General features: G+C 75.2%; 23 protein-coding genes and 1 pseudogene. 17 read left to right on the forward strand and 7 right to left on the reverse strand.

The window, feature by feature from the left end; all coding sequences use genetic code 11:
• The first annotated feature begins 134 nt into the window (after window positions 1-134).
• Window positions 135-371: a preprotein translocase subunit SecG gene (gene secG / locus ACYVGT_RS15480; RefSeq protein ID WP_460858723.1), complete on the forward strand. Its 237-nt coding sequence runs from the start codon at window positions 135-137 to the stop codon at window positions 369-371.
• A 93-nt stretch (window positions 372-464) separates the two neighbouring features.
• Window positions 465-842 carry an RNA polymerase-binding protein RbpA gene (locus ACYVGT_RS15485; RefSeq protein ID WP_460858724.1) on the forward strand — a complete coding sequence of 126 codons (378 nt, stop codon included), beginning with the start codon at window positions 465-467 and terminating at the stop codon, window positions 840-842.
• A gap of 146 nt (window positions 843-988) precedes the next feature.
• Here ACYVGT_RS15485 and ACYVGT_RS15490 read toward each other — a convergent pair whose 3' ends face one another.
• The gene (locus ACYVGT_RS15490; protein ID WP_460858727.1) at window positions 989-1,753 is read right to left on the reverse strand and encodes an IclR family transcriptional regulator; all 765 of its coding nucleotides are present in this window, start codon (window positions 1,751-1,753) and stop codon (window positions 989-991) included.
• Window positions 1,754-2,265: 512 nt separating this feature from the next.
• The gene (locus tag ACYVGT_RS15495; RefSeq protein WP_460858729.1) at window positions 2,266-2,424 is read right to left on the reverse strand and encodes a hypothetical protein; all 159 of its coding nucleotides are present in this window, start codon (window positions 2,422-2,424) and stop codon (window positions 2,266-2,268) included.
• Between the two features lie 73 nt (window positions 2,425-2,497).
• Here ACYVGT_RS15495 and ACYVGT_RS15500 point away from each other — a divergent pair, with 73 nt between their 5' ends.
• From ACYVGT_RS15500 to ACYVGT_RS15520, 5 genes are all read left to right on the forward strand, one after another.
• Window positions 2,498-3,445 (forward strand): LysR family transcriptional regulator, encoded by a 948-nt coding sequence (locus ACYVGT_RS15500; RefSeq protein WP_460858731.1) that lies wholly within the window; start codon window positions 2,498-2,500, stop codon window positions 3,443-3,445.
• A gap of 4 nt (window positions 3,446-3,449) precedes the next feature.
• Entirely contained in the window at window positions 3,450-5,024 is a 1,575-nt protein-coding gene (gene hutH, locus ACYVGT_RS15505) for a histidine ammonia-lyase (protein WP_460858733.1), read from the forward strand.
• A gap of 95 nt (window positions 5,025-5,119) precedes the next feature.
• On the forward strand, window positions 5,120-6,769 hold the full coding sequence (gene hutU / locus ACYVGT_RS15510; protein ID WP_460858735.1) for a urocanate hydratase: 1,650 nt from the start codon (window positions 5,120-5,122) through the stop codon (window positions 6,767-6,769).
• A 233-nt stretch (window positions 6,770-7,002) separates the two neighbouring features.
• Window positions 7,003-8,208: an imidazolonepropionase gene (gene hutI / locus ACYVGT_RS15515; protein ID WP_460858737.1), complete on the forward strand. Its 1,206-nt coding sequence runs from the start codon at window positions 7,003-7,005 to the stop codon at window positions 8,206-8,208.
• Between the two features lie 132 nt (window positions 8,209-8,340).
• Window positions 8,341-9,390, forward strand: coding sequence for a GNAT family N-acetyltransferase (locus ACYVGT_RS15520; RefSeq protein ID WP_460858739.1), 1,050 nt, complete (start codon window positions 8,341-8,343; stop codon window positions 9,388-9,390).
• A gap of 1,028 nt (window positions 9,391-10,418) precedes the next feature.
• On the opposite strand, the gene ACYVGT_RS15525 is transcribed toward ACYVGT_RS15520, so the two are convergent.
• Window positions 10,419-10,688, reverse strand: coding sequence for a hypothetical protein (locus tag ACYVGT_RS15525; RefSeq protein ID WP_460858890.1), 270 nt, complete (start codon window positions 10,686-10,688; stop codon window positions 10,419-10,421).
• Between the two features lie 322 nt (window positions 10,689-11,010).
• On the opposite strand from ACYVGT_RS15525, the gene ACYVGT_RS15530 reads away from it, so the two are divergent.
• The 10 genes and pseudogenes from ACYVGT_RS15530 to ACYVGT_RS15575 all read left to right on the forward strand — a co-directional run bounded on the left by ACYVGT_RS15530 (window position 11,011) and on the right by ACYVGT_RS15575 (window position 19,096).
• Window positions 11,011-11,514, forward strand: a complete 504-nt coding sequence (locus ACYVGT_RS15530) for a DoxX family protein (protein WP_460858741.1) — start codon at window positions 11,011-11,013, stop codon at window positions 11,512-11,514.
• Between the two features lie 333 nt (window positions 11,515-11,847).
• Window positions 11,848-12,192, forward strand: coding sequence for a DUF485 domain-containing protein (locus ACYVGT_RS15535; protein ID WP_460858743.1), 345 nt, complete (start codon window positions 11,848-11,850; stop codon window positions 12,190-12,192).
• 47 nt (window positions 12,193-12,239) lie between these two features.
• Window positions 12,240-13,916, forward strand: a complete 1,677-nt coding sequence (locus ACYVGT_RS15540; RefSeq protein WP_460858893.1) for a solute symporter family protein — start codon at window positions 12,240-12,242, stop codon at window positions 13,914-13,916.
• 122 nt (window positions 13,917-14,038) lie between these two features.
• Window positions 14,039-14,257: pseudogene (locus ACYVGT_RS15545) on the forward strand (DUF1697 domain-containing protein); the annotation flags it as partial.
• 95 nt (window positions 14,258-14,352) lie between these two features.
• The gene (locus ACYVGT_RS15550) at window positions 14,353-14,508 is read left to right on the forward strand and encodes a hypothetical protein (protein ID WP_460858902.1); all 156 of its coding nucleotides are present in this window, start codon (window positions 14,353-14,355) and stop codon (window positions 14,506-14,508) included.
• A gap of 267 nt (window positions 14,509-14,775) precedes the next feature.
• Window positions 14,776-15,627, forward strand: a complete 852-nt coding sequence (locus ACYVGT_RS15555; RefSeq protein ID WP_460858746.1) for a metallophosphoesterase — start codon at window positions 14,776-14,778, stop codon at window positions 15,625-15,627.
• Window positions 15,628-15,786: 159 nt separating this feature from the next.
• The gene (locus tag ACYVGT_RS15560) at window positions 15,787-16,512 is read left to right on the forward strand and encodes a DsbA family oxidoreductase (RefSeq protein WP_460858749.1); all 726 of its coding nucleotides are present in this window, start codon (window positions 15,787-15,789) and stop codon (window positions 16,510-16,512) included.
• A 144-nt stretch (window positions 16,513-16,656) separates the two neighbouring features.
• Window positions 16,657-17,877 (forward strand): RNA-guided endonuclease InsQ/TnpB family protein, encoded by a 1,221-nt coding sequence (locus ACYVGT_RS15565; RefSeq protein ID WP_460858753.1) that lies wholly within the window; start codon window positions 16,657-16,659, stop codon window positions 17,875-17,877.
• A 42-nt stretch (window positions 17,878-17,919) separates the two neighbouring features.
• Window positions 17,920-18,207, forward strand: a complete 288-nt coding sequence (locus ACYVGT_RS15570) for a hypothetical protein (RefSeq protein WP_460858756.1) — start codon at window positions 17,920-17,922, stop codon at window positions 18,205-18,207.
• A 34-nt stretch (window positions 18,208-18,241) separates the two neighbouring features.
• The gene (locus tag ACYVGT_RS15575; protein ID WP_460858758.1) at window positions 18,242-19,096 is read left to right on the forward strand and encodes a phosphotransferase; all 855 of its coding nucleotides are present in this window, start codon (window positions 18,242-18,244) and stop codon (window positions 19,094-19,096) included.
• Between the two features lie 62 nt (window positions 19,097-19,158).
• Here ACYVGT_RS15575 and pgl read toward each other — a convergent pair whose 3' ends face one another.
• From pgl to ACYVGT_RS15595, 4 genes are all read right to left on the reverse strand, one after another.
• Complete coding sequence (gene pgl / locus ACYVGT_RS15580) at window positions 19,159-19,947, reverse strand: 6-phosphogluconolactonase (protein ID WP_460858761.1); 789 nt, start codon at window positions 19,945-19,947, stop codon at window positions 19,159-19,161.
• The gene (locus ACYVGT_RS15585; RefSeq protein WP_460858763.1) at window positions 19,944-20,855 is read right to left on the reverse strand and encodes a glucose-6-phosphate dehydrogenase assembly protein OpcA; all 912 of its coding nucleotides are present in this window, start codon (window positions 20,853-20,855) and stop codon (window positions 19,944-19,946) included. Before ACYVGT_RS15585 ends, pgl begins: the two co-directional genes overlap by 4 nt.
• A gap of 76 nt (window positions 20,856-20,931) precedes the next feature.
• On the reverse strand, window positions 20,932-22,461 hold the full coding sequence (gene zwf, locus ACYVGT_RS15590; protein WP_460858765.1) for a glucose-6-phosphate dehydrogenase: 1,530 nt from the start codon (window positions 22,459-22,461) through the stop codon (window positions 20,932-20,934).
• A 139-nt stretch (window positions 22,462-22,600) separates the two neighbouring features.
• Window positions 22,601-24,220: a glucose-6-phosphate isomerase gene (locus ACYVGT_RS15595; protein ID WP_460858768.1), complete on the reverse strand. Its 1,620-nt coding sequence runs from the start codon at window positions 24,218-24,220 to the stop codon at window positions 22,601-22,603.
• Between the last annotated feature and the right edge of the window lie 43 nt (window positions 24,221-24,263).

Consider the following 24,263-nt stretch of genomic DNA (forward strand, 5'->3'; position numbering starts at 1 on the left):
AGAATCGAGCATCGTCCCCGGCCCCCTCGGCCGCCGGCCGGCCCCGCGAAGGCGGCGGCGCACGGCGGAGGGCGTGTTTCCGGGGCCCAAAGTCGTCCAATCCCCTTTTTCGGGGTCGAGTTGCGGGTGAGCGTGTGATCCTCGGTCTGTCCATTCTCGTGATGGTCTGCAGTGTCCTGCTGCTGCTCCTGGTGCTCATGCACAAGGGGAAGGGCGGCGGCCTGTCCGACCTGTTCGGCGGCGGCGTCACGTCCTCGCTGGGCGGGTCGTCCGTGGTGGAGCGCAACCTGGACCGGCTGACGGTCGCCACGGCCCTGGTGTGGATCGCTGCCATCGTCGTCCTCGGCCTGCTGATCAACCGGGGAGCCTGATCCCGTTCGCTCCGCCCGCCGGCGGCAGGGTGCCCGAGGGCGCCGGCCGCCGGCGCCGTCTCCCTCGGCGGGGCCGTCCGTAAGGAGTTTTTCGTGGGTAGTGGCAGTGCCATCCGTGGCAGCCGGGTCGGAGCCGGCCCGATGGGCGAGGCCGAGCGCGGTGAGTCCGCGCCGCGCGTGCGCGTCCCCTTCTACTGCGCCAACAAGCACGAGGTCGTGCCGAGCTTCTCCAACGAGGCCGCGGTCCCCGAGGAGTGGGACTGCCCCCGCTGCGGGTTCCCCGCGGGCAAGGACAAGGACAACCCCCCGTCCCCGCCCCGCACCGAGCCGTACAAGACGCACCTCGCCTACGTGAAGGAGCGCCGCTCCGTCGAGGACGGCCAGGCCATCCTCGACGAGGCCCTGGAGAAGCTGCGCGCCAACCGCGCCGCGGTCCGGGCCCACATGGAAGCGGCCGCCGCCGCCAAGTAGCCGGTCCCACCACTGACTGCACTCCGCCGCCCCGCGCCCTGCGCGGGGCGGCGGAGGTGTTTCTGCCGGGACTCTCCCCGCGGGGGAGCTGCGGGCCGCTGCTTCGCGCGCGCCCCCGTCTGCCGCACTGCGAGACGGCCCGCCGCTCAGCAGTGCGGGGTGCGGCCGCCGAGCCGGCGGGTGAGCTCTGCGGCCGCATCGGCGGCGCCGCCCGCGAGTGCGGCCGGCCCGCCCGGCCGGTCCTCCGGTACGGTCAGGCCGATCGCCGCTGCGGGGACTCCGTTGTGGTCGAATGCGGCGACCGCGACCGAGGCGTACCCCTCGGTGACCTGGCCCTCCTCCACGGAGTGGCCGCGGCGCCGCTCGGCGGCCAGCAGTTCGCGCAAGGCCGCGGGCGCCGCTGGACCGCGCCCGGTGCGCGACGTGAACGCGGCCGCGTCCGGGAAGAGCGCCCGCACCTGCGCACGCGGCAGCCGGGCCAGCAGGCAGCGTCCGGACGCCGTCAGGTGCGCGGGGAGCCGCACACCCACCCCGGTGACCAGGGCGGGCGAGGAGCGGGGCTGCTCTTTGAGCAGGTAGAGCGTGTCCCGGCCGTGCAGGATGCCCAGGTGCGCCGTCGCCCCGGTCCCGGCCGCGAGCCGCTCCAGCAGCGGGCGGGCGAGGCGCTCCAGCGGATCCTGCCGCAGATAGGCGGAGCCGATCTCGAACGCCGCCACGCCGAGCCCCCACCGGCGCTCCTCCGGCAGGTGGACGACGAACCCCTCCCGGGCCAGCGCCTCCAGCAGTTCGTACACGCTCGACCGGGGCAACTCCAGCTCCGCCGCCAGCCCCGCCGCCGAGACCGGTCCGGACCGCCCGGCCAGGTGGCGCAGGATACGCAGCGCACGCGTTGCCGCGGGGACCGGTGACATGCGGGCATTGTGCCACGCCGCCGTCCGGGCGGAGCGAGGCGTGCACCCCTCCGGGAGAAGCGCACGGGCACTGGATCCGGGGCGCCGCTGCCGCTAGGGCGTGCCGGGTGGACACCTGTCCTGCTGCGCACCGCCCTGGCACGCCTCGCGGCGTTCTCCCCTCCTCGGCAGGGAAAACCCGCCCTGACTCCTTCGCCGGCCGTGCGACGGGTGCACCGCCGACACCGCTCGCGAGAAACGCCATCCACCCAGCACGCCCTGGCCGGCCGCCGCGCCGGTGGAAGCGGCGAAGCCCGTTCCGCGGAGGAGTGGGCCGCAGGCGCCCGTGCGCCCTTCCCGCCGTTCTTCGGGCCGGCGCGGAGCCGGAACGGCCCGGGCCGCTCCGCAACGCTGCCGCGCAGGGCCGGGGGCGGATCGGGTACGGCCGCCGGAACCTCCAGGGGCCTGCGGATTGGCCGAGGGTGCTGGGCGTCTCCGCCCCGTCCCTCCTGGCCTCGGCCGGCGGGCCCTGGTCAGAGGCGGACGGTGCGGACGCGGATGCGGCCGCAGACGCAGCGGACGTAGACGATCCAGCCGGTGGAGACGGTGTGCCGGGAGACTACAGGGAGGCTGTCGCCGAGCGGCCAGCCGCACGCCCCGCAGGCGCACTCGCGGTCAGAAAGAGTGTCCATGCCGTGATTCTCGCGGACCCCGCTGTCCACGTCTATCTCAACTTTATGGACAGAAGTGTGTAGCGTGGCCTTCATGATCGACCTGCGCCGGCTCGAAGTCCTCCAGGCGGTGAGCCGCGACGGCGGTGTCTCCGGTGCCGCCCGCGCCCTGCACCTCACCCCGTCGGCCGTCTCCCAGCGGATCCGCCAGCTGTCCCGGGAGCTCGGCGTCGAACTCCTCAGTCCGGACGGCCGCGGCGTCCGGCTCACCGCGCAGGCCCGCGTGCTGCTGCGGCACGCCGATGCGCTCGGTGCCGGCTGGGAGCGGGCCAAGGCCGACCTCGCTGCGCAGGCCCAGGGCGAAGCCGGCGAGCTCCGGCTGATCGGCTACCCCACGGCGATCGCCACCCTGCTCGCACCGGCCGCCGCGCAGCTGCACGCGGCGCGGCCCCGCCTCCGGGTCTTCGTGGACGAGGTCGACGGCCTGCCCGCCTACCAGGCGGTCCTCGCCGGCGACGCCGACCTGGCGATCGCCGTGCCCGCCCCCGGCGGTCCCACTGAGGACGACCAGAGCTTCACCCGGGTGCCGCTGCTCAAGGAGCCGCAGGACCTCTTCGTTCCCGCCGGCCACCCGCTGGCCGAGCGCGGGCCGGTCGAGCTGGCCGACGCGGCCGGCGCCGACTGGATCCGGTCCAACCGGGACTGCCACCAGGCGCACATCATCGACACCGCCTGCGCCGCGGCCGGCTTCACCCCGCGCATCGCCCAGCAGGCCGCCGACTACATCGGGGTGTGCTCGCTCATCGCCCACGGCCTCGGCATCACCCTCGGGCCGCGGCTGCTCACCCTGCCCGCGGACGGGTCGATCGCGCGGGTGCCGCTCACCGGCGACGTCGTGCCGATGCGCAGCGTGCTCGCCGTCGTGCGGCGCGGCAGTGAGCTCCGGCCCGACCTCGCCGCCGTGCTCCGGCTGCTGTCCGAGATCTCGGACCGAACACCCGTGTCGGGGCTACCCGGCGGGGCCGCCGCGGGCGTCGAATAGGGGCATGCCAGGTTCGAACCCCGCCCTCTCCTCCCCATCCGCCCCGGTGCGCCTCACCAGCGCGCCGCCGGCGCCCGCCGACGTCGTCGCCGTCGCCCGACACGGCGCTCCCGTCGAACTGGTGGGCGACGCGCACGCCGCCATGGCGGCTGGCCGGAGCCGCGTGCGCGCGCTCGCCGGCGGGCCCGACCCCGCCTACGGAGTCAGCACCGGCTTCGGTGCGCTCGCCACCCGGCACATCGCACCCGACCTGCGCGCGCGGCTGCAGCGGTCGCTGGTGCGCTCGCATGCCGCCGGCGCCGGCCCCGAGGTCGAGCGGGAGGTGGTGCGCGCCCTGATGGTGCTGCGCCTGCGCACCCTCGCCTCCGGCGCGACCGGCGCCGAACCGGGCACCGCGGAGGCACTCGCCGGCCTGCTCAACGCCGGGATCACCCCGGTCGTGCACGAGTACGGCAGCCTCGGCTGCTCCGGCGATCTCGCCCCGCTATCGCACGTCGCTCTCGCCCTCATCGGCGAAGGCGAGGTCCGCGACGCCGGCGGCGCCCTGCTGCCCGCGGCCGACGCGCTCGCCGCGGCCGGGCTCGCACCGGTCGAGCTCGGCCCGAAGGAGGGCCTGGCGCTGATCAACGGCACCGACGGCATGCTCGGCATGCTGCTGCTCGCCCTCGACGACCTCGGCACGCTCCTCACCACCGCCGACGTCGCCGCCGCGATGAGCGTGGAGGCGCTGCTGGGCACCGACCGGCCCTTCGCCGAGGACCTGCAGCGCATGCGCCCGCACCCCGGGCAGGCGGCGTCGGCCGCCAATCTGCGGGCGCTGCTGGCAGGCTCGCCGATCGTGGCCTCGCACCGCGGCCCCGACTGCACGCGGGTGCAGGACGCCTACTCGCTGCGGTGCGCCCCCCAGGTGGCCGGGGCGGTCCGGGACACGGCCGCGCACGCGCGCGCCGTCGCCGAGCGGGAGCTCGCCGCGCTCATCGACAACCCGGTCGTCACCCCCGACGGCCGGGTCGAATCCAACGGCAACTTCCACGGTGCGCCGGTCGGCTACGTCCTCGACTTCCTCGCCGTCGCTGCCGCCGACCTGGCCGCGATGGCCGAGCGGCGTACCGACCGGATGCTCGACACCGCCCGCTCGCACGGGCTGCCCGCCTTCCTCGCCGACGACCCCGGCGTCGACTCCGGCCTGATGATCGCCCAGTACACCCAGGCCGGGCTGGTGTCGGAGATGAAGCGGCTCGCCGTGCCGGCCAGCGCCGACTCCATTCCGAGCTCGGCCATGCAGGAGGACCACGTGTCCATGGGCTGGGGTGCGGCGCGCAAGCTGCGCCGGTCGGCGGCGGCGCTCACCGACGTGCTCGCCATCGAACTGCTCACCGCCGCACGCGCCCTCGACCTGCGCGCGCCGCTCCAGCCCGGACTGGGCACCGGCGCCGCCCGCACGCTGATCCGCACCCGGGTCGGCGGCCCCGGCCCGGACCGGCACCTGGCGCCCGAGATCGCCGCCGTCTCCGCACTGGCGGCTTCCGGCGGCGTCGCTGCGGCGGCCTCCGCCGCCTGCACCGAGCCCCTGCAGTGAGCCGCCGGCCCGACCGGCCCGCTTCCGCCGCCGCCCGAATCCGGCCGCACGGCCGCTCCCGTCCGACGTCCCGCCGCTCCCGTCCAGGAGGAGACATGGCCCGCACCGTCCGCGCCCCCCGGGGCTCCGCGCGCACCGCCAAGGGATGGCCCCAGGAGGCCGCCCTGCGGATGCTGCACAACAACCTCGACCCCGAGGTCGCCGAGCGCCCCGAGGAACTGGTCGTCTACGGCGGCACCGGCAAGGCCGCGCGGGACTGGCGCAGCTTCGACCGGATCACCGCCGAACTGCAGGAGCTCGGCGGCGACGAGACCCTGCTGGTGCAGTCTGGCCGCCCGGTCGGTGTGCTGCGCACGCACGAGTGGGCGCCGCGGGTGCTCATCGCCAACGCCAACCTCGTCGGCGACTGGGCCAACTGGGAGGAGTTCCGCCGGCTGGAGGCGCTCGGGCTCACCATGTACGGCCAGATGACGGCCGGGTCCTGGATCTACATCGGCACGCAGGGCATCCTGCAGGGCACCTACGAGACGTTCGGCGCCCTCGCCGCGGGCCGCGGCGGCAGCCTCGCCGGAACGGTCACGCTGACCGCGGGCCTGGGCGGGATGGGCGGCGCCCAGCCGCTCGCCGTCACCCTCAACGGCGGTGTCGCCATCGTCGTCGAGTGCGACCCGAGCCGGATCGAGCGGCGCATCGCGCACCGCTACCTGGACGAGCAGGCCGACTCCCTGGACGACGCGGTGCGCCGGGCCGAGGAGGCCCGCGCCGCCCGCCGCCCGCTCTCCATCGGGGTGCTCGGCAACGCGGCCGAGGCGGTGCCGGAGCTGCTGCGCCGCGGTGCGCCGATCGACATCGTCACCGACCAGACTTCGGCACACGACCCGCTGGCCTACCTGCCGGCCGGCGTGCCGTTCGAGGAGTGGCGCAGCGCCGCCGCGGCGGACCCCGCGGGCTTCACCGAGCAGGCCCGGCAGTCGATGGCGCGCCACGTCGAGGCGATGGTCGGGTTCGCCGACGCGGGCGCCGAGGTGTTCGACTACGGCAACTCGATCCGCGGCGAGGCGCGCACCGCCGGGTATGCGCGCGCCTTCGACTTCCCCGGCTTCGTGCCCGCCTACATCCGGCCGCTGTTCTGCGCGGGCAAGGGGCCGTTCCGGTGGGCGGCGCTCTCCGGCGACCCGGCCGACATCGCGGCGACCGACCGGGCCGTCCTCGACCTGTTCGGCGAGGACGAGCACCTGAGCCGGTGGATCCGGATGGCGGGGGAGAAGGTCGCGTTCCAGGGCCTGCCGTCCCGCATCTGCTGGCTCGGCCAGGGGCAGCGGGCCGCGGCGGGGGAGCGGTTCAACGCGATGGTGGCCTCCGGCGAGCTGTCCGCACCGGTCGCGATCGGCCGGGACCACCTCGACACCGGGTCGGTGGCCTCCCCGTACCGGGAGACCGAGGGCATGCGCGACGGCTCCGACGCCATCGCGGACTGGCCGCTGCTGAACGCCCTGGTGTCGGCTTCGTCCGGCGCGTCCTGGGTGTCGCTGCACCACGGCGGCGGTGTGGGCATGGGCCGGTCGATCCACGCCGGCCAGGTCAGCGTCGCCGACGGCACACCGCTGGCCGCGGAGAAGCTCCGCCGCGTCCTCACCAACGACCCCGCCACCGGAGTCCTCCGCCACGCCGATGCGGGCTACCCCGAAGCCCGCGCCACCGCCGGCGAGGCCGGCCTCCGCATCCCGATGCAGGACCGGGACTGAGGCGGCAGAACGCGGGTCTGCGCGCCTCGGCTCCCGAGGCCCGGCCCGGTCCGTCCCGCCCCGGTCTCGGCTCCGGCTGGCGGCCCGGCGGCGCCGCGTCCGGCGGTGCGGATTCCGCCGGGGGAGCCGGCAGGCAGGCCGAGCTGGGCACCGAATCGCATCCTGCCCTGCCGGACGGAGTGCCCGACGACGGGCCGGGCGGCCGCGGCCGCCCGGCCGAGGAAGGAACACGCGTGAGCGCACTGCTGATCGACGGAATCGGGGTGCTGGCCACCAACGACCCGCACCTGGGGGAGGGGATCACCGGCGAGATCGCGGATGCCGCGCTGGTCGTCGAGGACGGAACCGTCGCGTGGGCCGGGCCGCGCAGCAGCGCCCCCGCCGCCGACGAGCGGGTCGGGGCGGGCGGGCGGGCCGTCATCCCCGGATTCGTCGACTCCCACACCCACCTCGTCTTCGCCGGGGACCGGTCCGCCGAGTTCGCCGCCCGGATGTCCGGCCGCCCCTACGAGGCCGGCGGTATCCGCACCACCGTCGCCGCGACCCGGGCGGCGTCCGACGCCGAGCTCGCCCGCACCGCCCGGCGGCTCGCCGCCGAGGCCCGCACCCAGGGCACCACCACCCTGGAGGTCAAGTCCGGCTACGGGCTCACCCCCGAGGACGAGGCGCGGGCGCTGCGGATCGCTGCGGAGGTGGCCGACGAGACCACCTTCCTCGGCGCGCACGTCGTTCCGCCCGAGTACGCCGACGACCCCGCCGGCTACGTCGACCTCGTCACCGGGCCGATGCTGGACGCCTGCGCGCCGCACGCCCGCTGGATCGACGTGTTCTGCGAGCGCGGTGCGTTCGGCGCCGACGCGGCACGCCGCATCCTCGCCGCCGGCGCCGCCGCGGGCCTCGCCGCCCGGGTGCACGGCAACCAGCTCGGCCCGGGACCGGGGGTGCAGGTCGCCGTGGAGGCCGGCGCCGCATCGGTCGACCACTGCACCCACCTCTCCGCCGCCGACGTCGACGCCCTCGCCGCAGCGCCGGACACCGTCGCCACGCTGCTGCCCGGCGTCGACTTCTCCACCCGGCAGCCCTATCCGGACGCCCGCGCGCTGATCGACGCCGGCGCCTCCGTTGCGCTGGCCAGCGACTGCAACCCGGGTTCGTGCTTCACCTCCAGCGTCGCCTTCTGCATCGCGCTGGCCGTCCGCGAGATGCGCATGACGCCCGCCGAAGCGCTGTGGGCCGCCACCGCGGGCGGTGCGCGCGCCCTGCGCCGCACCGACGTCGGCCGCCTCGCGCCGGGCGCCCGCGCGGACTTCGCGGTGCTGGACGCCCCCTCGCCCGTCCACCTGGCCTACCGGCCGGGGGTGCCGCTGGTCGCGGCGGTGGCCAAGGACGGCGTCCTGGTATCCGGTGCGCTGCCGGATTCGGATCTCACCCGGGGTTGACGCTCACGTAGCCTCCCGGAAACCTCGCCCCGCCAGACTCGTCGGTGTCAGCGGATGGCGGCCCCGATCCTGCAGTACGGACCGGGTGCGGCCGCACCGGGACGGAGCGGTTGGGCAAGGGGGGAGGGCAGCATGGCACTGTGGCGCATCCGGACGCCGGTCGACGACCGGCCGGGCAGTCTCGCGGCACTGGTCGGCGCGATGGCCGACCGGGGCGCCGACATCGTCGCGCTGTCCTTCCACACCGGCGCCGGAGGGGCGGTCGACGAGTTCGTCGCCCAGGTGCCCGGCGACCCCGCCCCGCTGTTCGCCGCGCTCGGCCCGGGCGTGCGGGCGGTGCCGGCGCAGCCCCGCGAGGTCGGCGATGAAGCCACCCGCTCGCTGCTGCTGGCCGCACGGCTGCGCCGCGAACCCAACCGCCTGCCCGCGGCGCTCGCCGAACTCCTGCACGCCGACAGTGCCCGCTGGACCAACGGCGGCGAGGAGGAAGGCGCGCTGCTCGTGCCGGTCGGACCGCTCCGCGCGGTCCGCGTGCGCCGCCCGGAGCAGCCGTTCACCTGGACCGAGTCGGCCCGCGCCGACGCCTTCGTCCGCTCCGTCCTGCCGCCGGCCGGCCCGGTGCCGACCAGCGGGGTGCTGCACCTGCCCGGCGGAGCCGGGATCAGCGTCGCACAGGTCCGCCCGGACGACGCCGAAGGAGTGCGCCGACTGCACCGGCGCTGCTCGAAGGCGGCCCTGCGCCGCAGGTACCTGGGCTCGGCCGCCGAGCCCGGCGACCGGATGCTCGCGGTGTTCTGCGATCCCGAGCGCGGGCTGACGCTGGCTGCCCGCGCCGATGGCGGCGAGCCGGTAGCGCTCGCCCACCTGATGTACACCCTCGACCCCGGCGTCGGCGAAACGGCGTTCCTCGTGGAGGACGCCTGGCACGGGCGCGACCTGGGCACGGCCCTGGCCGGCGCGCTGGTTGCCGTCGCCGCCGACTGGGGTCTGGCGGAGGTCCGTGCCGAGATCTCCGCGGAGAACCGCGCCATGCTGCGGATCATGCACCGGCTGGGGGCCGCCGTCGGGCGGCCGAACGCCGGAGCGGTCCAGGCCCGGGTGCCGCTCGCCGGAGGTACTCCGGCCCGCGCCCCGGGACGGCTGACGGCGCTGATGACCCGCCCCGGGGCCGCCGGGCGGTGAGGGAAGCGCGGCCGAGGGCCAGGGGTGCGTCCTCGACCGCGCGCGAGGGGCCGGAGCGGAAACCGCTCCGGCCCCTCCCTGCTTTTCCGCCCGCGGAGGGCGGCCGCGGCCGGGCGCACGGGCGGTTCGCTGGCGGCCGTTTCCGGCGCGGGAGCGCACCTCGGTTGTTCGTGCGGGGTAGCCCGATACGAATGCCCCCGGGACATCCGGAATTCTGCCCGCTCCGACCGCAGCAGGGGAGGGGAGAGGCGAGCGGGGGCGGCTGCACGCCGGGGATGGGAGCAGTTCTGCTCCGGTCCGCTCCCTGCTTCCTACGGGTGCCGCGGTCGGGCGCACGGGCAGCTTCGCCGGGGTGGTTCCCGGCGTTCCAGTGCGGCGCGGCTCTGACGCGCCCCGACCGCCCGAGGGCTGACTCGGCCACCGCGCCCGGCGTGGTCGGGAAGCGGCTTCCGAGCGCCCGGGCACTGCGGGTGAGGCTGCCATCCCGGCCGCCGCACCGGCCCCGGCGTGCAGAGGGCCGGCCGCATCGGGGAGGGGGAGAGCGGACGCTGCTGCGGGGCGTTGGGGCAGGGGCCGCACGCAGCCGTGCGCACAGGCGGGTCCGCCGGCGCCAATCCGGCCGCGCTTCGGCGCCCAAGCCGTTCGGGGAGGCTTCCGCCGCCGCTCCCACCCGCGTGCAGGAGGGCCGTCGGCCACCCAGCGCCCGCGGACGGGGCTGCGCTCTCGGGCTTCCTCCGCGGCCTTGGGATGCAGCAGCGGTCCGCCCGCAGCGGGGGGAGGAGCGAAGCGGCAGCGCGCCGCAGGGCGGAGCAGCCACTGCCGCGGTGCGACACGGGCGGCTGCGCCGGGGATGTTCCCGGTGCGGCGGTGCCGCGCGATCATCCGCTCTCGGTGGCACGAGGGCAGGGGAGCGGACACGGCCGCGCGGTTGACGCCGGCGCCGGCCGGTGCCGGCTGCGCCGGCCGCGGAGAAAGCGCGGCCCTGCAGCGCCGGGCGGGCGCGGCAGGGCCGGGGTGCTTCCGGGGCGCTACTCCGCGGCGGCGTCGGCGGTCTCGGCCGTCTCGGCCGAGGCCGCGTCGTCACCCTTCTTCTTGGTGACGCGGCGCTTCTTCACCGGGCGCGAGTAGTCGACGAGGGGCTCGTAGCGCGCCTCGTGCTCCTTGCGGCACTCGTCGCAGGCGTCGACCTCGCGGACGGTGCCCTCCCAGGCGAACTGGACGACCTCGGTCGCTTCGACCTTCTCGTCGCGGAGGGCGTGGGGGTCGCAGTACTTGCGCGTGAAGACCTCGGTGACCACGGCGGTGGCATCCCTTCGGTAGCGGATCGGGTGCGGATGGCACAGATCATACACACGTTCGAAGTGCGTATGCAGGGGTGCGGGGCGCCACGGACCGGCGGGGTTGCGGCAGGCGGTGCCGCCTCGCCCCGGGGGCGGGTCCGCGCGGCACGCGGGGCGCCCGGCGCTTACGACCCTAGCGAATCCCGCGCCGCCGAGCGGCGCCGCGGCGCGGCCGCCGCGCCGCCGCATGGCCGACATCACGCCGCGCTCTTCTTCCATGGAAATCTTCATCTGGTTAGATGACGCTCCGATCCACCACTGCAACGGAACGGAGCCACCCATGGCCACGATCACGCCGCGCACGCGCGCCGCGCTCGCCGACACCACCCACCTCCTCGCCCGATTCGCCGCCGGCACCGTCTTCCTCGCCCACGGCTGGCAGAAGGTGTCCGAGATGGGCCTCGACGGCACCGCGGCCATGATGGCCGGGATGGGCGTGCCGGCGCCTCAAGTGGCCGCCGCGGCCAGCATCGGCATCGAGATCGGCGGCGGGCTGCTGCTCGTCCTGGGCCTGTTCCTGCCGCTCGCCGGAGTCCTCCTGGCCGGCATGATGGCCGGCGCGATCGCCTTCGCCCACCTCGGCGCCGGGCTCATCGGCGAGGGCGGCATGGAGCTGCCGCTCGTCCTCGGCGCCGCGGCACTCGCCCTCGGCCTGAACGCCAGCCGGTTCACCCTCGACCACGTCTTCTTCTCCGGGCGCGGCGGAGCGTCCGCGCCGGCCGGCGGCAGCGCCGCCCAGGAGGGTGAGGACGCGGCCGCCGGAACCGGGGCCGCCACCCGCTGACCGCGGCGCAGCCCTCCGCTGCGCCCCGCGGCGCCTCTCCTCGCCCAGTCCCATCTACCCCATCCGCCTCAGCCGCGTTCCGGCCTGCAGCAGGTTCCCCGCCCGGTGCGGGCTGGCCCGCGCAGCACCGGCGGGACTGCGGGATTCGTCCGCGGACCTGCGGGTCCGCTGCCATCTGCGGAGCTTTCTCCGCGGCGAAGCGGACGATTTCGGAACAAGCCCGCGGAGCCGCGGACCCCGTGGCTATCGTGATCCCCCATCGGGCACCGGACTCCGGTGCTCCGCCGTGCCCCCGCGCGCCGCGGGGGCACGGCACGGGGGAGGGGAACAACGATGGTCGACTATCTCGAAGGGGAGCGGGAGGCGCCGCGGTCGGTCGATCCGCGCTACGCCGCGCTCCGCAGACGCTACGCGGCCGCCTCGGCCGCCCTCGTCACCGCGTTCCTGAGCTGGTACGCGGCCTATCTACTGCTCTCGGTGTTCGCGCGCGACCTGCTGGCCGTGCGCGTCGCCGGGTCGGTCAACATCGCGCTGCTGCTCGGCGTCGGCCAGTTCGCCAGCACATTCCTGCTGGCGTGGCTCTTCGCCCGCTACGCCGAGCGGCGGCTCGATCCGCTCGCAGATGAGGTGCGCGCCGCGGCCGGCGACCTGCCCGACCCGGGGGAGGTGCTGCGGTGAGCCCGGATCCCACTGCCGCTGCCTCCGGTTCCGCGGTGGACGCCGCGATGAGCGCTGCCAGCATCGGCTCCTCGCACGCCTGGACGCTCGCGCTGTGCGGCCTGTTCATCGCGGTGACGCTCGCCGTCACCGTGCGGGCGCGGCGCAGCACCCGCGGCGCCGTCGACTTCTACGCCGGCGGCCGCACCTTCGGCGAGACGCAGAACGGCCTCGCGCTGACCGGCGACTACCTGTCGGCCGCCTCGTTCCTCGGCATCGCCGGACTCATCGCCCTGCAGGGCTACGACGGCTTCCTCTACTCCATCGGCTTCCTCGTGGCGTGGCTGCTCGTGCTGCCGATGGCCCAGCTCACCCGGAACTGCGGCCGGTACACGATGGCCGACCTCCCCGCCTTCCGCATGCGGCGGATGCGGGTGCGGCTGGCCTGCGCCACCTCCACCGTCACGGTCAGCGTCGTCTACCTCATCGCGCAGATGGTCGGCGCCGGCGCCCTGATCGCGCTGCTGCTCGGCGTGGACCGGGGCAACAGCCTGTTCGGGCTGTCCCCCGAGCAGACGCGCACCGCGGGGATCGTCCTGGTGGGCGTCCTCATGGTCGTCTACGTGATGTACGGCGGCATGAAGGCCGCGACGTGGCTGCAGATCATCAAGGCCGGGCTGCTATTGGCGGGCACCGGCGTCCTCACCGTCCTCGTCCTCGCCGTGTTCGGCTTCGACGTGAGCGCCCTGCTCACCCGGGCGGCCGAGGCGAGCGGCAGCGGCCAGGCGTTCCTGGAACCGGGACGGCACTTCGCGGTGGAGGCGCCCGGCGACGCGGCGGCCACCCTCGCCAGCCGGCTCGACCTGTTCAGCCTCGGCATGGCGCTGGTGCTGGGCACCGCGGCGCTTCCGCACATCCTGATCCGCTTCTACACCGTGCCCGACGGCCGGGCCGCCCGCGCCTCGGTCACCCGCACGATCGGCCTGGTCGGTGTCTTCTACCTGATGACGCTGGCGCTCGGCTTCGGTGCCGCAGCCCTGGTGGGGCCGGAGCGGATCGCCGCGCAGGACCCCTCCGGCAACGCCGCCGTACCGCAGCTCGCCGCAGAACTCGGCCGGATCGTCGCCGGCCCGGCGGGCGCCACGGTGCTGTTGGCGTTCATCTCCGCGGTGGCGCTGGCCACCATCCTCGCGGTGATCGCCAGCCTCACGCTGGCCTCGTCGTCCTCGATCGCGCACGACCTGTTCGGCCACATCCTGATGTGGGGCCGCCCGCGGGAGTCCCAGGAGGTCGGGGTGGCCCGGCTGTCCGCGGTGCTGGTGGGAGCGGCGGCGATCGCGCTCGCCATCCGCGCCCAGCACCTCAACGTCGCCTTCCTGGTGGGGCTCGCCTTCGCGATCGCGGCGGCGGCCAACCTGCCCGTCATCGTGCTGACCCTGTTCTGGCGCCGGTTCAACGCGCGCGGCGTGGAGTGGGGCATCTACGGCGGGCTCGGCGCGTCGCTCCTGCTGGTGCTGGTGTCGCCGGTGGTGTCCGGCAAGGTGCACCCGGAGACCGGCGCCAACCTGTCGCTGCTGCCCTCCTGGATCGACATCCAGCTCTTCCCGCTGGAGAACCCGGGCATCGTCGCGATCCCGCTCGGCTTCGCGTTCGCGATCATCGGCTCGCTCACCTCGCCCGACCGGGACCTGCCGCGCTACCGCGCGCTGCGGCTGCGCGCCCTCACCGGCCTCGGGGCCAACTGAGCGGTGCGCCTGTCACCGGGACCGTGCATCCTGGGTCGGACACGCAGGGGGAGGGGAGCCGTATGGACCGCTGGGCCGTACTGCTGCGCGGGGTCAATGTCGGAGGAAGGCGCCGGGTGCCAATGGCCGACCTGCGCGCGCTCCTGCAGGACCTCGGCCATACCGGCGGTGCCACCCTGCTGCAGAGCGGCAACGCCGTCTTCACGGCGCGCGCTTCGGGCCTCGGCGAGCAGGAGCTGCGCGCCGAGCTCGAAGCGGCCCTGGCGGACCGCTTCGGCTTCGCGGTGGAAGCCGTGCTGCGCGACGCGGCCGCGCTGCGCGCCGCCGTCGGCGCCAACCCGCTCCCGGTCGGCGACCCGGCGCGGTTCCTCGTCTCCTTCCTGTCCGGGCCCCCGGCCCCCTGGACGGCATCGCCCCCTCCGCCGGTTCCGAGCAGATGGCCGTCGGCCACCGCGAGCTGTACTTCGCCCTCCCCGACGGCCTCCGCAACGCCGCCCTCCCCGCCCGCGCCGAACGCGCCCTCGCCGGCACCGTCACCACCAGCCGCAACTGGCGCACCGTCCTCCGCCTCCTCGACCTCACCGGCCAGTGACCCCGCCGCCCGCCTCCCGCCCTCCCGTGGCGGAGGGGTCTGCTGTCCTTCGGGCGGCGCTGCTGGAGCGGCCGCCGGAACTGGCGCAGCGGGACGACTGGCCCCGGCTGGAACAGGGGCTCTCCCGCGCCGGGAATGCCGCCTGACCCTCTCGGAGCTGGGACGACGCGGGCGCCACAGGGGTGTGGCGTGCGTTCGGGTGGTGGAGGGCGCGCAAGTGTGGTGCAGTCGGCAGCGGTGGATCCCCCTCGAACGGCTGGTGCGGACATGACGCTGATCGCCCACGTGAGCGACACCCACTTCGACGGCAGCGCCGCGAGCGCCGACCGGGCCCGGAGAGTGGCGGGCTACCTCGCCGCGATGGATCCGGTGCCGGACGCGGTCGTGCACACCGGCGACGTCGCCGACCGGGGAAGGCAGGAGGAGTACGCCCAGGCCGCAGGCTTCTTCGGCGTGCTGCGGGACGCCGGGATCGGCGCGCTCGGCGCCGTGCCCGGCAACCACGACGACCGCGCCGCCTTCCGCGCCGGCCTGGCCGCGGCGTGCAGCGGAACCGCGCCCCTCTCCCCGGAGCGCGCCCAGCGCGCCCCGGCGGCCGGACGGCCGGGAGAGGAGGACGGAGCCGCACCGGCGGGGAGCCCGCCCCTCGCCGGGGTGCTCGACGTTCCCGGGGACCCGGGCGCCGCGGTCGTGCTGGCCGATGTCTCCGTGCCCGGAAAGCCCTGGGGCGCGTTCACCGCGGAGTCGCTGGAGCGGCTGGACGCGGACCTGTCCGCCGCCCGGCCCGGCGCCTACCTCGCCGTGGCGCTGCACCACCACCCGGTCGACCTCGGGATCGCCTACGTCGACGAGATCCGGCTCCGCGGCGAGGAGCGGTTCGCCGCGGTCCTCGACCGCCACCCCCGGGTGGCCGCCGTCCTGTGCGGCCACGCACACACGCCCGCCGCCACCCGGTTCGCCGGCCTGCCGCTGCTGGCCGCGCCGTCGGTGGCGCCGCCGATCCGGATGGAGCGCGAGCCCGCCTGGAGCCCCGAGGGCCTCGACGCGCCGCCCCCGATGCTCGCCCTGCACGGCATCGCCTTCGACGGCCGGGTCACCACCCACGTCCGCGCTGCCTGACCAGCGGACGGACCCGGCTCCGCGGCACTGATGCAGCGGTCCCCGCCCTGGCGGATGCCGCCGGGCGGCGCGGTGCCAGACAAGTTGGAATAGGGCGTTTCGGGCGGAGGTTGTGGCCTTCGGGGCGCAGCCGCGCCCGCAGTCGCGGAGGGAGGGCCCGTGCGGGTCGATATCTGGTCAGACATCGTCTGCCCCTGGTGCTACATCGGGAAGGCGCGGTTCGAGAAGGCCCTGGCGTCGTTCCCGCACGCCGGCGAGGTCGAAGTGGAGTTCCACAGCTTCGAGCTGCAGCCCGGGTCGCCGAAGGAGCCGGTGCCGATGGCCGACGGCCTCGCCGCGAAGATGGGCGTCACCGCCGCGCAGGCGCGGCAGATGGAGGAGGGCGTCGCCGAGAACGCCCGCGGCGAAGGGCTGGCCTACAGCACCGACCGGCTCGGCGGCAACACCTTCGACCACCACCGCCTCATCCACTTCGCCAAGGCGCAGGGTCAGGGGCGCGACACCGCGCTCGTCGAGGAGCTCTTCGCCGCCTACTTCGGCGCCGGTGAGAACGTGTTCGACCGGGACGCGCTGGTCGCGCTCGCGGAGAAGGCCGGTCTGGACGCGGACGCCGCCCGTGCCGTCCTGGACTCCGACGACTACGCCGGCGCGGTACGCGACGACGTCGACGCCGCCCGGTCGATGGGTGCGACGGGTGTGCCGTTCTTCGTCGTCGACCAGCGCTACGGCGTCTCCGGCGCCCAGCCGTCCGAGCTCTTCACCGAAGTCCTCGAGCGCGCCTGGGCCGACGCGCACCCGGCCGCGCCCACCCTCGTCACCCCCGCCGCCCCGGTCGCCGACGACTGCGCCGACGGCTCCTGCGCCGTCCCCGCCGACCGCGCCTGACCGGACTCCCGCGGCGCCCGCCGAATCCGTAGATCCGGCGGGCGGGGATGCCCTTGAGGTATTTGCCATCTTCGAGACGGCGACTTTAAGTGGGTTTAGCGGATTAGTAAGTGCACGTGATCGCGTTCGCTTACGATCTTGGGCATGCAGCTTCGCTATTCCCACCGGGTGTACCCGGATGCCGCCCAGCGTCGTGCGCTGGCTCGGGCGTTCGGGTGCGCCCGGGTGGTGTGGAACGACTGCTTGCGAACCCGCCAGGAAGCGCACGCGGCCGGGCGGGCGTACGTGACGTCGGCGGAGCTGTCCACGACCCGCATCACCCAGGCCAAGAAGACGCCCGAGCGGGCGTGGCTGGCTGAGGTGTCCGCCGTGGCACTCCAGCAGTCCCTGCGGGACTTGGATAGAACGTTCACGAACTTCTTCGACGGCCTCAGGGGGAAGCGGCCGAAGACGGGGCCGCCCCGGGACAAGTCGAAGAAGGACACCCGGCAGTCGATCCGCCTGACCAGCACTGCCTTCGCTCTCCGGGACAACGGCGCGGTGTATGTGGCCAAGGTCGGCAACCTCAAAGTGAAGTGGTCCCGCCCGCTCCCGGCCGCTCCGACGTCGCTGACCGTGATCCAGGACAGCTCGGACCGCTATTTCCTCAGCTTCGTCGTGGACACAGGCCCCGAGCACCTGCCCGAGCGGGACACCGACGTCGGCATAGACCTCGGTCTCAGACACTTCGCGGTGCTCGACGACGGGGCCAAGGTCGGCAGTCCCCGCTTCCTGCGCAGAGCCGAGAAGAAGCTCAAGAGGATGCAGAAAACCCTGAGCCGCAAGGACAAGGGCAGCCGCAACCGCGCCAAGGCGCGGGCCAAGCTCGCACGCCAGCATGCTGTCGTGGCCGACCAGCGCCGAGACTGGCTGCACAAGCTCTCCACCGGCCTGATCCGCGACAACCAAGCGATCTATGTGGAAGACCTCGCAGTCAAGAGCATGGCCCGTACGCGCCTGGCGAAGTCCGTGCACGACGCGGGCTGGTCGATGTTTGTCGGGATGCTGGAGTACAAGGCCGTCAAGCACGGCCGGTACTTCGCCAGGATCGGCCGTTTCGAGCCGACCTCTCAGGTCTGCTCGGCCTGTGGAATCAAGGACGGCCCCAAGCTCTTGCACGTCCGCGAGTGGACGTGTCGGGCGTGTGGGGCTGTCCACGACCGCGACGTGAACGCCGCGCGCAATATCCGGGCCGCTGGGCGAGCGGACCGGCTCAACGCCTCGCTGAGCGCAGGTAAGACCGGGGCGAAGGTCCCGGCGCAGCGCGGTGACGCAGGAAGCCACCGGAAGGGGCAGACGCCCCAGGCCGGAATCCCCGCCCTATAGAGCAGGGGAGCACGTCAAACTCAGTATGCCCTCGCCACCATCGTGGATGAGCATGCGAGGACCGAGCTGGAGGCGTACGTGATGTCGAGCGTGGTCAACTACCGCACGGAGTACTCCGACCGCTTGCGCGCAGAAGGCCGCGAAGAAGGCCGCGCAGAAGGCGCGGAGAGGGCGACGCGGAGGCTTCTGTGGAAACTGGTCGCGAGCCGGGGAATCGTCCTGACCGACCGGCAGCGTGCTCGGATCGAGGACTGCTGCGACGCCGAGGTTCTGGAGCGCTGGACCGACCGGGCGCTGACCGCGTCGACGGCGGCGGAGATCTTCGAGTGAGGCCGGGGCTGATCGCTTACCGGGCAGCGTGACGATGCGCAGCTACACGGGCGATGACGCGCCGGAGACGGCGCTGCCCAAGGGCGACGTCACCGACGGCGTTGTCCGTGCGGGCCGGACGGTGCGCCGGCCCGCACAGCCGCAGAGCCCCGCCGTCGCCGCCTACCTCGACCATCTGGAGCAGGCCGGGTTCGACGGGGCTCCGCGCTTTCTCGGGCGCGACGGCCAGGGGCGGGATGTCCTCACGTTCCTGGACGGTGCCGTTGCCGGAGCTCCGCCGGAGGAGTGGGCCGCGGATCCGCACCTCCTGGCGTCAGTCGGTGCTCTGCAGCGCGAACTGCACGACGCGTCGGCCGGGTTCCTGGCTGCGTCCGGCTTCGCGGCTCCCGGCGGCGGCGTGTGGGGGCGCGACCTTGTGCCGCCCCCGCCGGCGGAGCTGGCCGCGGCGCAGCCGGAGGCCGAGCTGGTGACCCACCTCGACACCACTCCGCAGAACACGGTGGTCCGCGAGGGCCGCGCCGCCGGGTTCATCGACTTCGACCTTGCCGGCCCCGCTGCGCGGCTGGTGGACGTGGCCAACACCGCGCGGCACTGGGCACCGCTCGTCGCACCGGAGGACCGGCATCCGACCTGGCCGGCGGCCGATCCGGTGGCGCGGGTGCGGGTTCTGGCCGACGGCTACGGGCTGTCGGAGGCTGAGCGCCGCGCCCTTCCCGACCTCGCGATCGCCCGCTGCGACCTGGCTCGGGAGCGCCTCCGCACCTTCGCCACCCACCTCGGCGGCGGGTGGGCGCGGATGTGGGACGAGGGTGCCGGGCAGGAGCCCCTTCGCCGGCGGGCGTGGCTGGGCGACCGTCGGACCGCGCTGCTTGACGCCCTCCTCGGCTGAAGGCCGGCCGCAGCAGGCCCCGCCGGCGTACTGCTGACCGGCGGGGTCCGCGGGAGTGCGGGCTACATGCGCCCCGGGGCCGACAGGTCCTGGGGCAGGGCTGCGGCGGCCGGGCGGTCCAGCAGGACCAGGGTGCGGGCGGTGCCGCGGGCTCCGGCGGCCGGGACCTGGACCGGACCGGCCTCGGGGGCGAGGGCCATCCGGACCGCCTCGGCCTTGCCGTCGCCGGAGGCGAGCAGCCACACCTCGGCGGCCGCGCGGATCGCCGGCAGGGTCAGCGTGACGCGGGTCGGCGGCGGCTTCGGCGCGCCGCGCACCGCCACTGCCGCCCGCTCCTCCTCGTACAGCGCCGGGAACTCTGGGAAGAGCGACGCGACGTGAGTGTCCGGGCCCACGCCGAGCAGCACCACGTCGAGCGGGCCGGCCGCGGCGAGCGCGCGCGCATAGCGGTCCGCGCCGGGCTCCGGCTCGGGGCCGTCCGCACCGTCGGCAGCCGGCATCGGGTGCAGCCGCGCCGGGTCGAGCGGCACCGCGTCCAGCAGCGCCTGGCGCGCCTGGGTCTCGTTGCGCTCCGGGTCGCCGATCGGCAGGAACCGCTCGTCGCCCCACCACACGTCGAGGCGGGACCAGTCCACGGCGTCCCGCGCCGCGGAGCCGGCGAGCGCTTCGAGCATCGCGATGCCGATCCCGCCGCCGGTCAGCGCGACCGACGCCGCGCCGCGCTCCGCCTGCAGCTCGGCCAGCCGGCCGCCCAGGCGCGCGGCCGCCGCTTCGGCCAGTTCGGCCGCGCCCGGATGCACGATCACCTCCGGCGCGGCCGGATCTCCGGAACCGCCGGGGACGCCGGTCACGCGCCCACCCCCTCACACGTGTGGCGCGCGGTGCGCTCGTACATCTCGTCGGCGTCGAGGCGGCGCAGCTCCTCGGCGAGCGCCTCAGCGGCCCGGCGCCGCGCCAGCGCGACGGTCTGGTCCGGCTGCCCCGGACGGGACAGGGTGGCCACCCGGCCGTCCTGCCGGCGCAGTGCGATAGCGCCCGCGTCGGTGGTCAGCGTCACCGCGGTGATGCCGGGGCCGTTCGACTCGGTCCGCGCCACCTCCACGCCGAGCTGCAGCGACAGCCAGCCGGCGAGCAGCTCCGCACTCGGGTAGTGCGGCTCCGCGGTGACCTCGGCTCCGGTCACCCAGCCGGGCGGGTGGTCCATGGTGCTGGCCAGCATCGACCGCCAGGGGGTCAGCCGCGTCCAGGTCAGGTCGGTGTCGCCGGGCCGGTAGGCGGCGACCCGCGCGAACAGGTCGGCCAGCGGGTCGGGGGCGCGCAGCGCGTCGGTGATGCGCCGGTGCGCCAGTGCGCCGATCGGGTCGGCCGAGGGGTCCTGCGGGCCGACACCCGGCCACCACACCACCACCGGCGCATCGGGCACCAGCAGCGGCGTGACGACGGAATCGGCGTGCCCGCCCAGCGGCCCGTACAGCCGCAGCAGCACCGCCTCGCCCGGGCCGGCCGTACCCGGCCGGCGGATCTCGGCGTCGATCGCGGGCTCCGCACCGGAGTCGCGGCGGATCACCGCGAGGATCCGCGACGGGTGTTCGCGGCCGGCCTCGGTGGCGGCGCGCACGGCGTCGTAGCTGTCCGCCTCGTCGGTGACCACCACCAGCGTCAGCACCATGTTCATGGCGCCGCCGCCGATGCTGTGCCGCTCCGCGGCGAGCGCCTCGGTGATCTGCGCGGTGGTGGTCCGCGGCAGGTACAGGGTCATCGCCGGTCCTCCTCGACGGAAGTCTGCTGCGTTCCGGTGCCGGTCCCCGGCCGGGCGCCGCCGGCGCTGCCCGCGCTCACGGCCGCCGCCACTGGCGGCCCTCGCGGGCGAGCATCGCGTCCGACGACGCGGGCCCCCACTGGCCGGACGCGTACTGCTCCGGCTGGCCGTCCGAGGACCAGTACTCCTCCACCGGGTCCAGCACCTCCCAGGACAGCTCCACCTCGCGCTGGCGCGGGAAGAGCGGCGGGTCTCCCACCAGCACATCCAGGATGAGCCGCTCGTAGGCCTCCGGGCTCGCCTCGGTGAACGACTGGCCGTAGGCGAAGTCCATCGTGACGTCGCGGACCTCCATCGCCGCGCCCGGCACCTTGGAGCCGAACCGCATGGTGACGCCCTCGTCGGGCTGGATGCGCAGCACCAGCGCGTTCTGCCCCATGTCCTCGGTGTCGGTCTGGTTGAACATCTGGTTGGGCGCGCGCCGGAACACCAGCGCCACCTCGGTCACCCGCCGCCCGAGCCGCTTTCCGGTGCGCAGGTAGAACGGGACGCCGGCCCACCGCCGGGTGTTCACCTCCAGGCGCAGCGCCGCATAGGTCTCGGTGGTGGAATCGGCGGGGATGCCCTCCTCCTGCAGGTACCCCGGCACCTCGGCGCCGCCCTGCCAGCCGGCCGCGTACTGCCCGCGGGCGGTGCCGGACGCCAGGTCCTCGGGCAGCCGGACCGCGGAGAGCACCTTCTCCTTCTCGGTGCGGATCTCGTCCGCGGTGAAGGAGACCGGCTCCTCCATCGCGACCAGCGCCAGCAGCTGCAGCAGGTGGTTCTGGATGACGTCGCGCGCCGCGCCGATCCCGTCGTAGTAGCCGGCGCGGCCGCCCACCCCGATGTCCTCGGCCATGGTGATCTGCACGTGGTCGACGAGGGTGCGGTCCCACAGCGGCTCGAACAGCGTGTTGGCGAACCGCAGCGCCATGATGTTCTGGACGGTCTCCTTGCCCAGGTAGTGGTCGATCCGGAAGACCGACTGGGGCGGGAAGACGTCGTCGACGACCGCGTTCAGCTCGCGGGCGCTCTCCAGGTCGTGCCCGAACGGCTTCTCGATGATCACCCGCCGCCACGCGCCGCCCTCCGAGGCGGCCAGCCCGGACCGCTTCAGCTGGGTGACCACCGTGGGGAACAGCGCCGGCGGCAGCGACAGGTAGAAGGCGTAGTTCCCGCCGGTGCCGCGGTCGGCGTCGAGGTCGGTGACGGTCTGCGCCAGTTGGTCGAAGGCGGCGTCGTCGTCGAGCTCGCCCTGCACGAACCGGACGCCCTCGCTGAGCTGGCGCCACACGTCCTCGCGGAAGGGGGTGCGCGCGTGCTCGCGTACCGCGTCGTGGGCGACCTGGGCGAAGTCCTGGTCGGCCCAGTCCCGGCGGGCGAACCCGACCAGGCCGAAGCCGGGCGGCAGCAGCCCCCGGTTGGCGAGGTCGTAGATCGCCGGCAGCAGCTTCTTGCGCGCGAGGTCGCCGGTGACGCCGAACAGCACCAGCACGCACGGCCCGGCGATCCGCGGCAGGCGGCGGTCGTCGGTATCGCGGAGCGGGTTCGGCGTGGCCCCCGGCATCGCCGGCTCTCTCACGTGGTTCCCCCAAGGTTGAGCGGGTCCGGCGCGCCGGCCGCTGCCGGGCACGCCGCTGCGGACGCTGTCTCGAGCACTGTCACATCGGCCTCTGTGTCCGGCCCGGTGCTCCCGGGCCCCGTCGTCACCGCAGCGCGTCGCGCAGCTGCGCCAGGCCTTCCCGCCGGTCGCGCAGGTGCAGCCGGACCGCGGGCCGCCCGCGGCCGTCCAGCGCTGCGAAGTCTCCCAGAGCCTGGGCCCGCTGCAGCCGCGCCAGGCCGTAGCCGCGCCCGGGGATCTCCAGGTCGGCCGCCGGATCGCCGGTGATCTGCAGGAACACGCCGTCGGACGGGCCGCCCTTGTGGTACTGCCCGGTCGAGTGCAGGAACCGCGGCCCCCACCCGAACGTGACCTGCGCGCCGGTGCGCGCCGCCAGCCCGGGCCGCAGCCCGGCCGCCGCGGCGTCGGCGAACCGGTCCAGGTAGGCCATCACCGCCAGGTACCCGGTGGCCGGCACCGCGCCGGCCAGCTCGCGCAGCAGCCCGGCCAGGTCGCCGGCGCGGGGCGCGCGGGCGGAGGCGTACACCTCTACCGCCCCTTCGGTGAACAGCGGCTCCGCCGGAGCCGGCGGTCCGGATCCCGCCGCCGCCAGCAGCTCCGCGGTGTTATCCTTGGACTCCTGCACGTTGGGCTGGTCGAACGGGTCGATGCCGAGCAGCCGCCCGGCGATCGCGGTCGCGTACTCCCAGGCGAGGAACTGCGCGCCGAGCGGGCCGGTCACCCGGACCGCCGCGCCGCCGTCCGGAGCCGGCCCGGCTTCGGAGAAGCCGACCAGCAGCGTGTCCGGCCGGTCCGCGAAGCCCGGCGCGTTCACGCCCTCCACGACGACCGGCAGCACGCCGGTGCCCTGCTTGCCGGTGGACTCGGCGACGAGCTGCTCGATCCAGTCGCCCAGCCGCACCGGCGTCGCGCCGGCCAGTACCGCCTTGTCCCGGGCGCCGCTGGCGCCCAGCGCCGCGCCGAGCAGCAGCGCCGGGTTGTCGGTCTCGGCCAGGCCGCCGGCCAGCGCCTCGGCCTCGTCCAGCAGGGCGGCGGCGTCGACCCCGGCCAGGAACGCCGGGACCAGGCCGAAGGCCGACAGCGCGCTGTACCGGCCGCCCACCTCCGGGTCGGCGAGGAAGGTGCGGTAGCCGTGCTTCTCGGCCAGCTCCGCCAGCGGCGAGCCGGGGTCGGTGACGCAGACGATGCGTCCGGCCGGGTCGATGCCGGCGTCGGTGAACGCCCGCTCGAAGACGCGGCGGTGCGCGTCGGTCTCCGCGGTGCCGCCGCTCTTGGAGGAGACCACCAGCACGGTGCGCTCCAGCCGGTCGGCGAGCGCGGCGCGCACCTGCCCCGGGTCGGTCGTGTCGAGCACGGTGAGCTCGGCGCCGCGGGTCGCCGCGATGACCTCCGGTGCCAGTGAGGAGCCGCCCATGCCCGCCAGCACCACCCGGTCCAGGCCCTGGGCGCGCAGCTCGGCGCGGAGCGCCTCCAGCCGCGGCAGCAGCTGCCGGGAGGACCGCGGCAGGTCCAGCCAGCCGAGCCGGACCGCGGCCAGTTCGGCGGCGCCCGGGCCCCACAGGGCGGCGTCCTTGCCGGCGAGGGCGGCCGGCACCCCGTCGGCGGACAGCGCGGCGACCGCGGCGGCCGTGCGGTCCGCGGCCGGGCCGCGCACCTCGACCCTCAGCCCGCCGTGCGCCTCTTCGATCCGGTTCGCGTCGTCCACCCTCGATGACCCTTCCGTTCGCGCCCATGGCCCGCTGCCCGCG

The sequence above is a fragment of the Nocardiopsis coralliicola genome (assembly GCF_054779695.1).

Excerpts from the sequence above, each read along its gene's own strand:
- ACYVGT_RS15500 (WP_460858731.1), top strand. The coding sequence starts at position 2,498 with ATGATCGACCTGCGCCGGCTCGAAGTCCTCCAGGCGGTGAGCCGCGAC.
- ACYVGT_RS15535 (WP_460858743.1), top strand. The coding sequence starts at position 11,848 with ATGGTCGACTATCTCGAAGGGGAGCGGGAGGCGCCGCGGTCGGTCGAT.
- ACYVGT_RS15550 (WP_460858902.1), top strand. The coding sequence starts at position 14,353 with ATGGCCGTCGGCCACCGCGAGCTGTACTTCGCCCTCCCCGACGGCCTC.
- ACYVGT_RS15530 (WP_460858741.1), top strand. The coding sequence starts at position 11,011 with ATGGCCACGATCACGCCGCGCACGCGCGCCGCGCTCGCCGACACCACC.
- ACYVGT_RS15575 (WP_460858758.1), top strand. The coding sequence starts at position 18,242 with ATGCGCAGCTACACGGGCGATGACGCGCCGGAGACGGCGCTGCCCAAG.
- ACYVGT_RS15490 (WP_460858727.1), bottom strand. The coding sequence starts at position 1,753 with ATGTCACCGGTCCCCGCGGCAACGCGTGCGCTGCGTATCCTGCGCCAC.
- ACYVGT_RS15520 (WP_460858739.1), top strand. The coding sequence starts at position 8,341 with ATGGCACTGTGGCGCATCCGGACGCCGGTCGACGACCGGCCGGGCAGT.
- ACYVGT_RS15565 (WP_460858753.1), top strand. The coding sequence starts at position 16,657 with ATGCAGCTTCGCTATTCCCACCGGGTGTACCCGGATGCCGCCCAGCGT.
- hutU (WP_460858735.1), top strand. The coding sequence starts at position 5,120 with ATGGCCCGCACCGTCCGCGCCCCCCGGGGCTCCGCGCGCACCGCCAAG.
- ACYVGT_RS15540 (WP_460858893.1), top strand. The coding sequence starts at position 12,240 with ATGAGCGCTGCCAGCATCGGCTCCTCGCACGCCTGGACGCTCGCGCTG.
- ACYVGT_RS15495 (WP_460858729.1), bottom strand. The coding sequence starts at position 2,424 with ATGGACACTCTTTCTGACCGCGAGTGCGCCTGCGGGGCGTGCGGCTGG.
- ACYVGT_RS15555 (WP_460858746.1), top strand. The coding sequence starts at position 14,776 with ATGACGCTGATCGCCCACGTGAGCGACACCCACTTCGACGGCAGCGCC.
- zwf (WP_460858765.1), bottom strand. The coding sequence starts at position 22,461 with ATGCCGGGGGCCACGCCGAACCCGCTCCGCGATACCGACGACCGCCGC.
- hutH (WP_460858733.1), top strand. The coding sequence starts at position 3,450 with ATGCCAGGTTCGAACCCCGCCCTCTCCTCCCCATCCGCCCCGGTGCGC.
- ACYVGT_RS15585 (WP_460858763.1), bottom strand. The coding sequence starts at position 20,855 with ATGACCCTGTACCTGCCGCGGACCACCACCGCGCAGATCACCGAGGCG.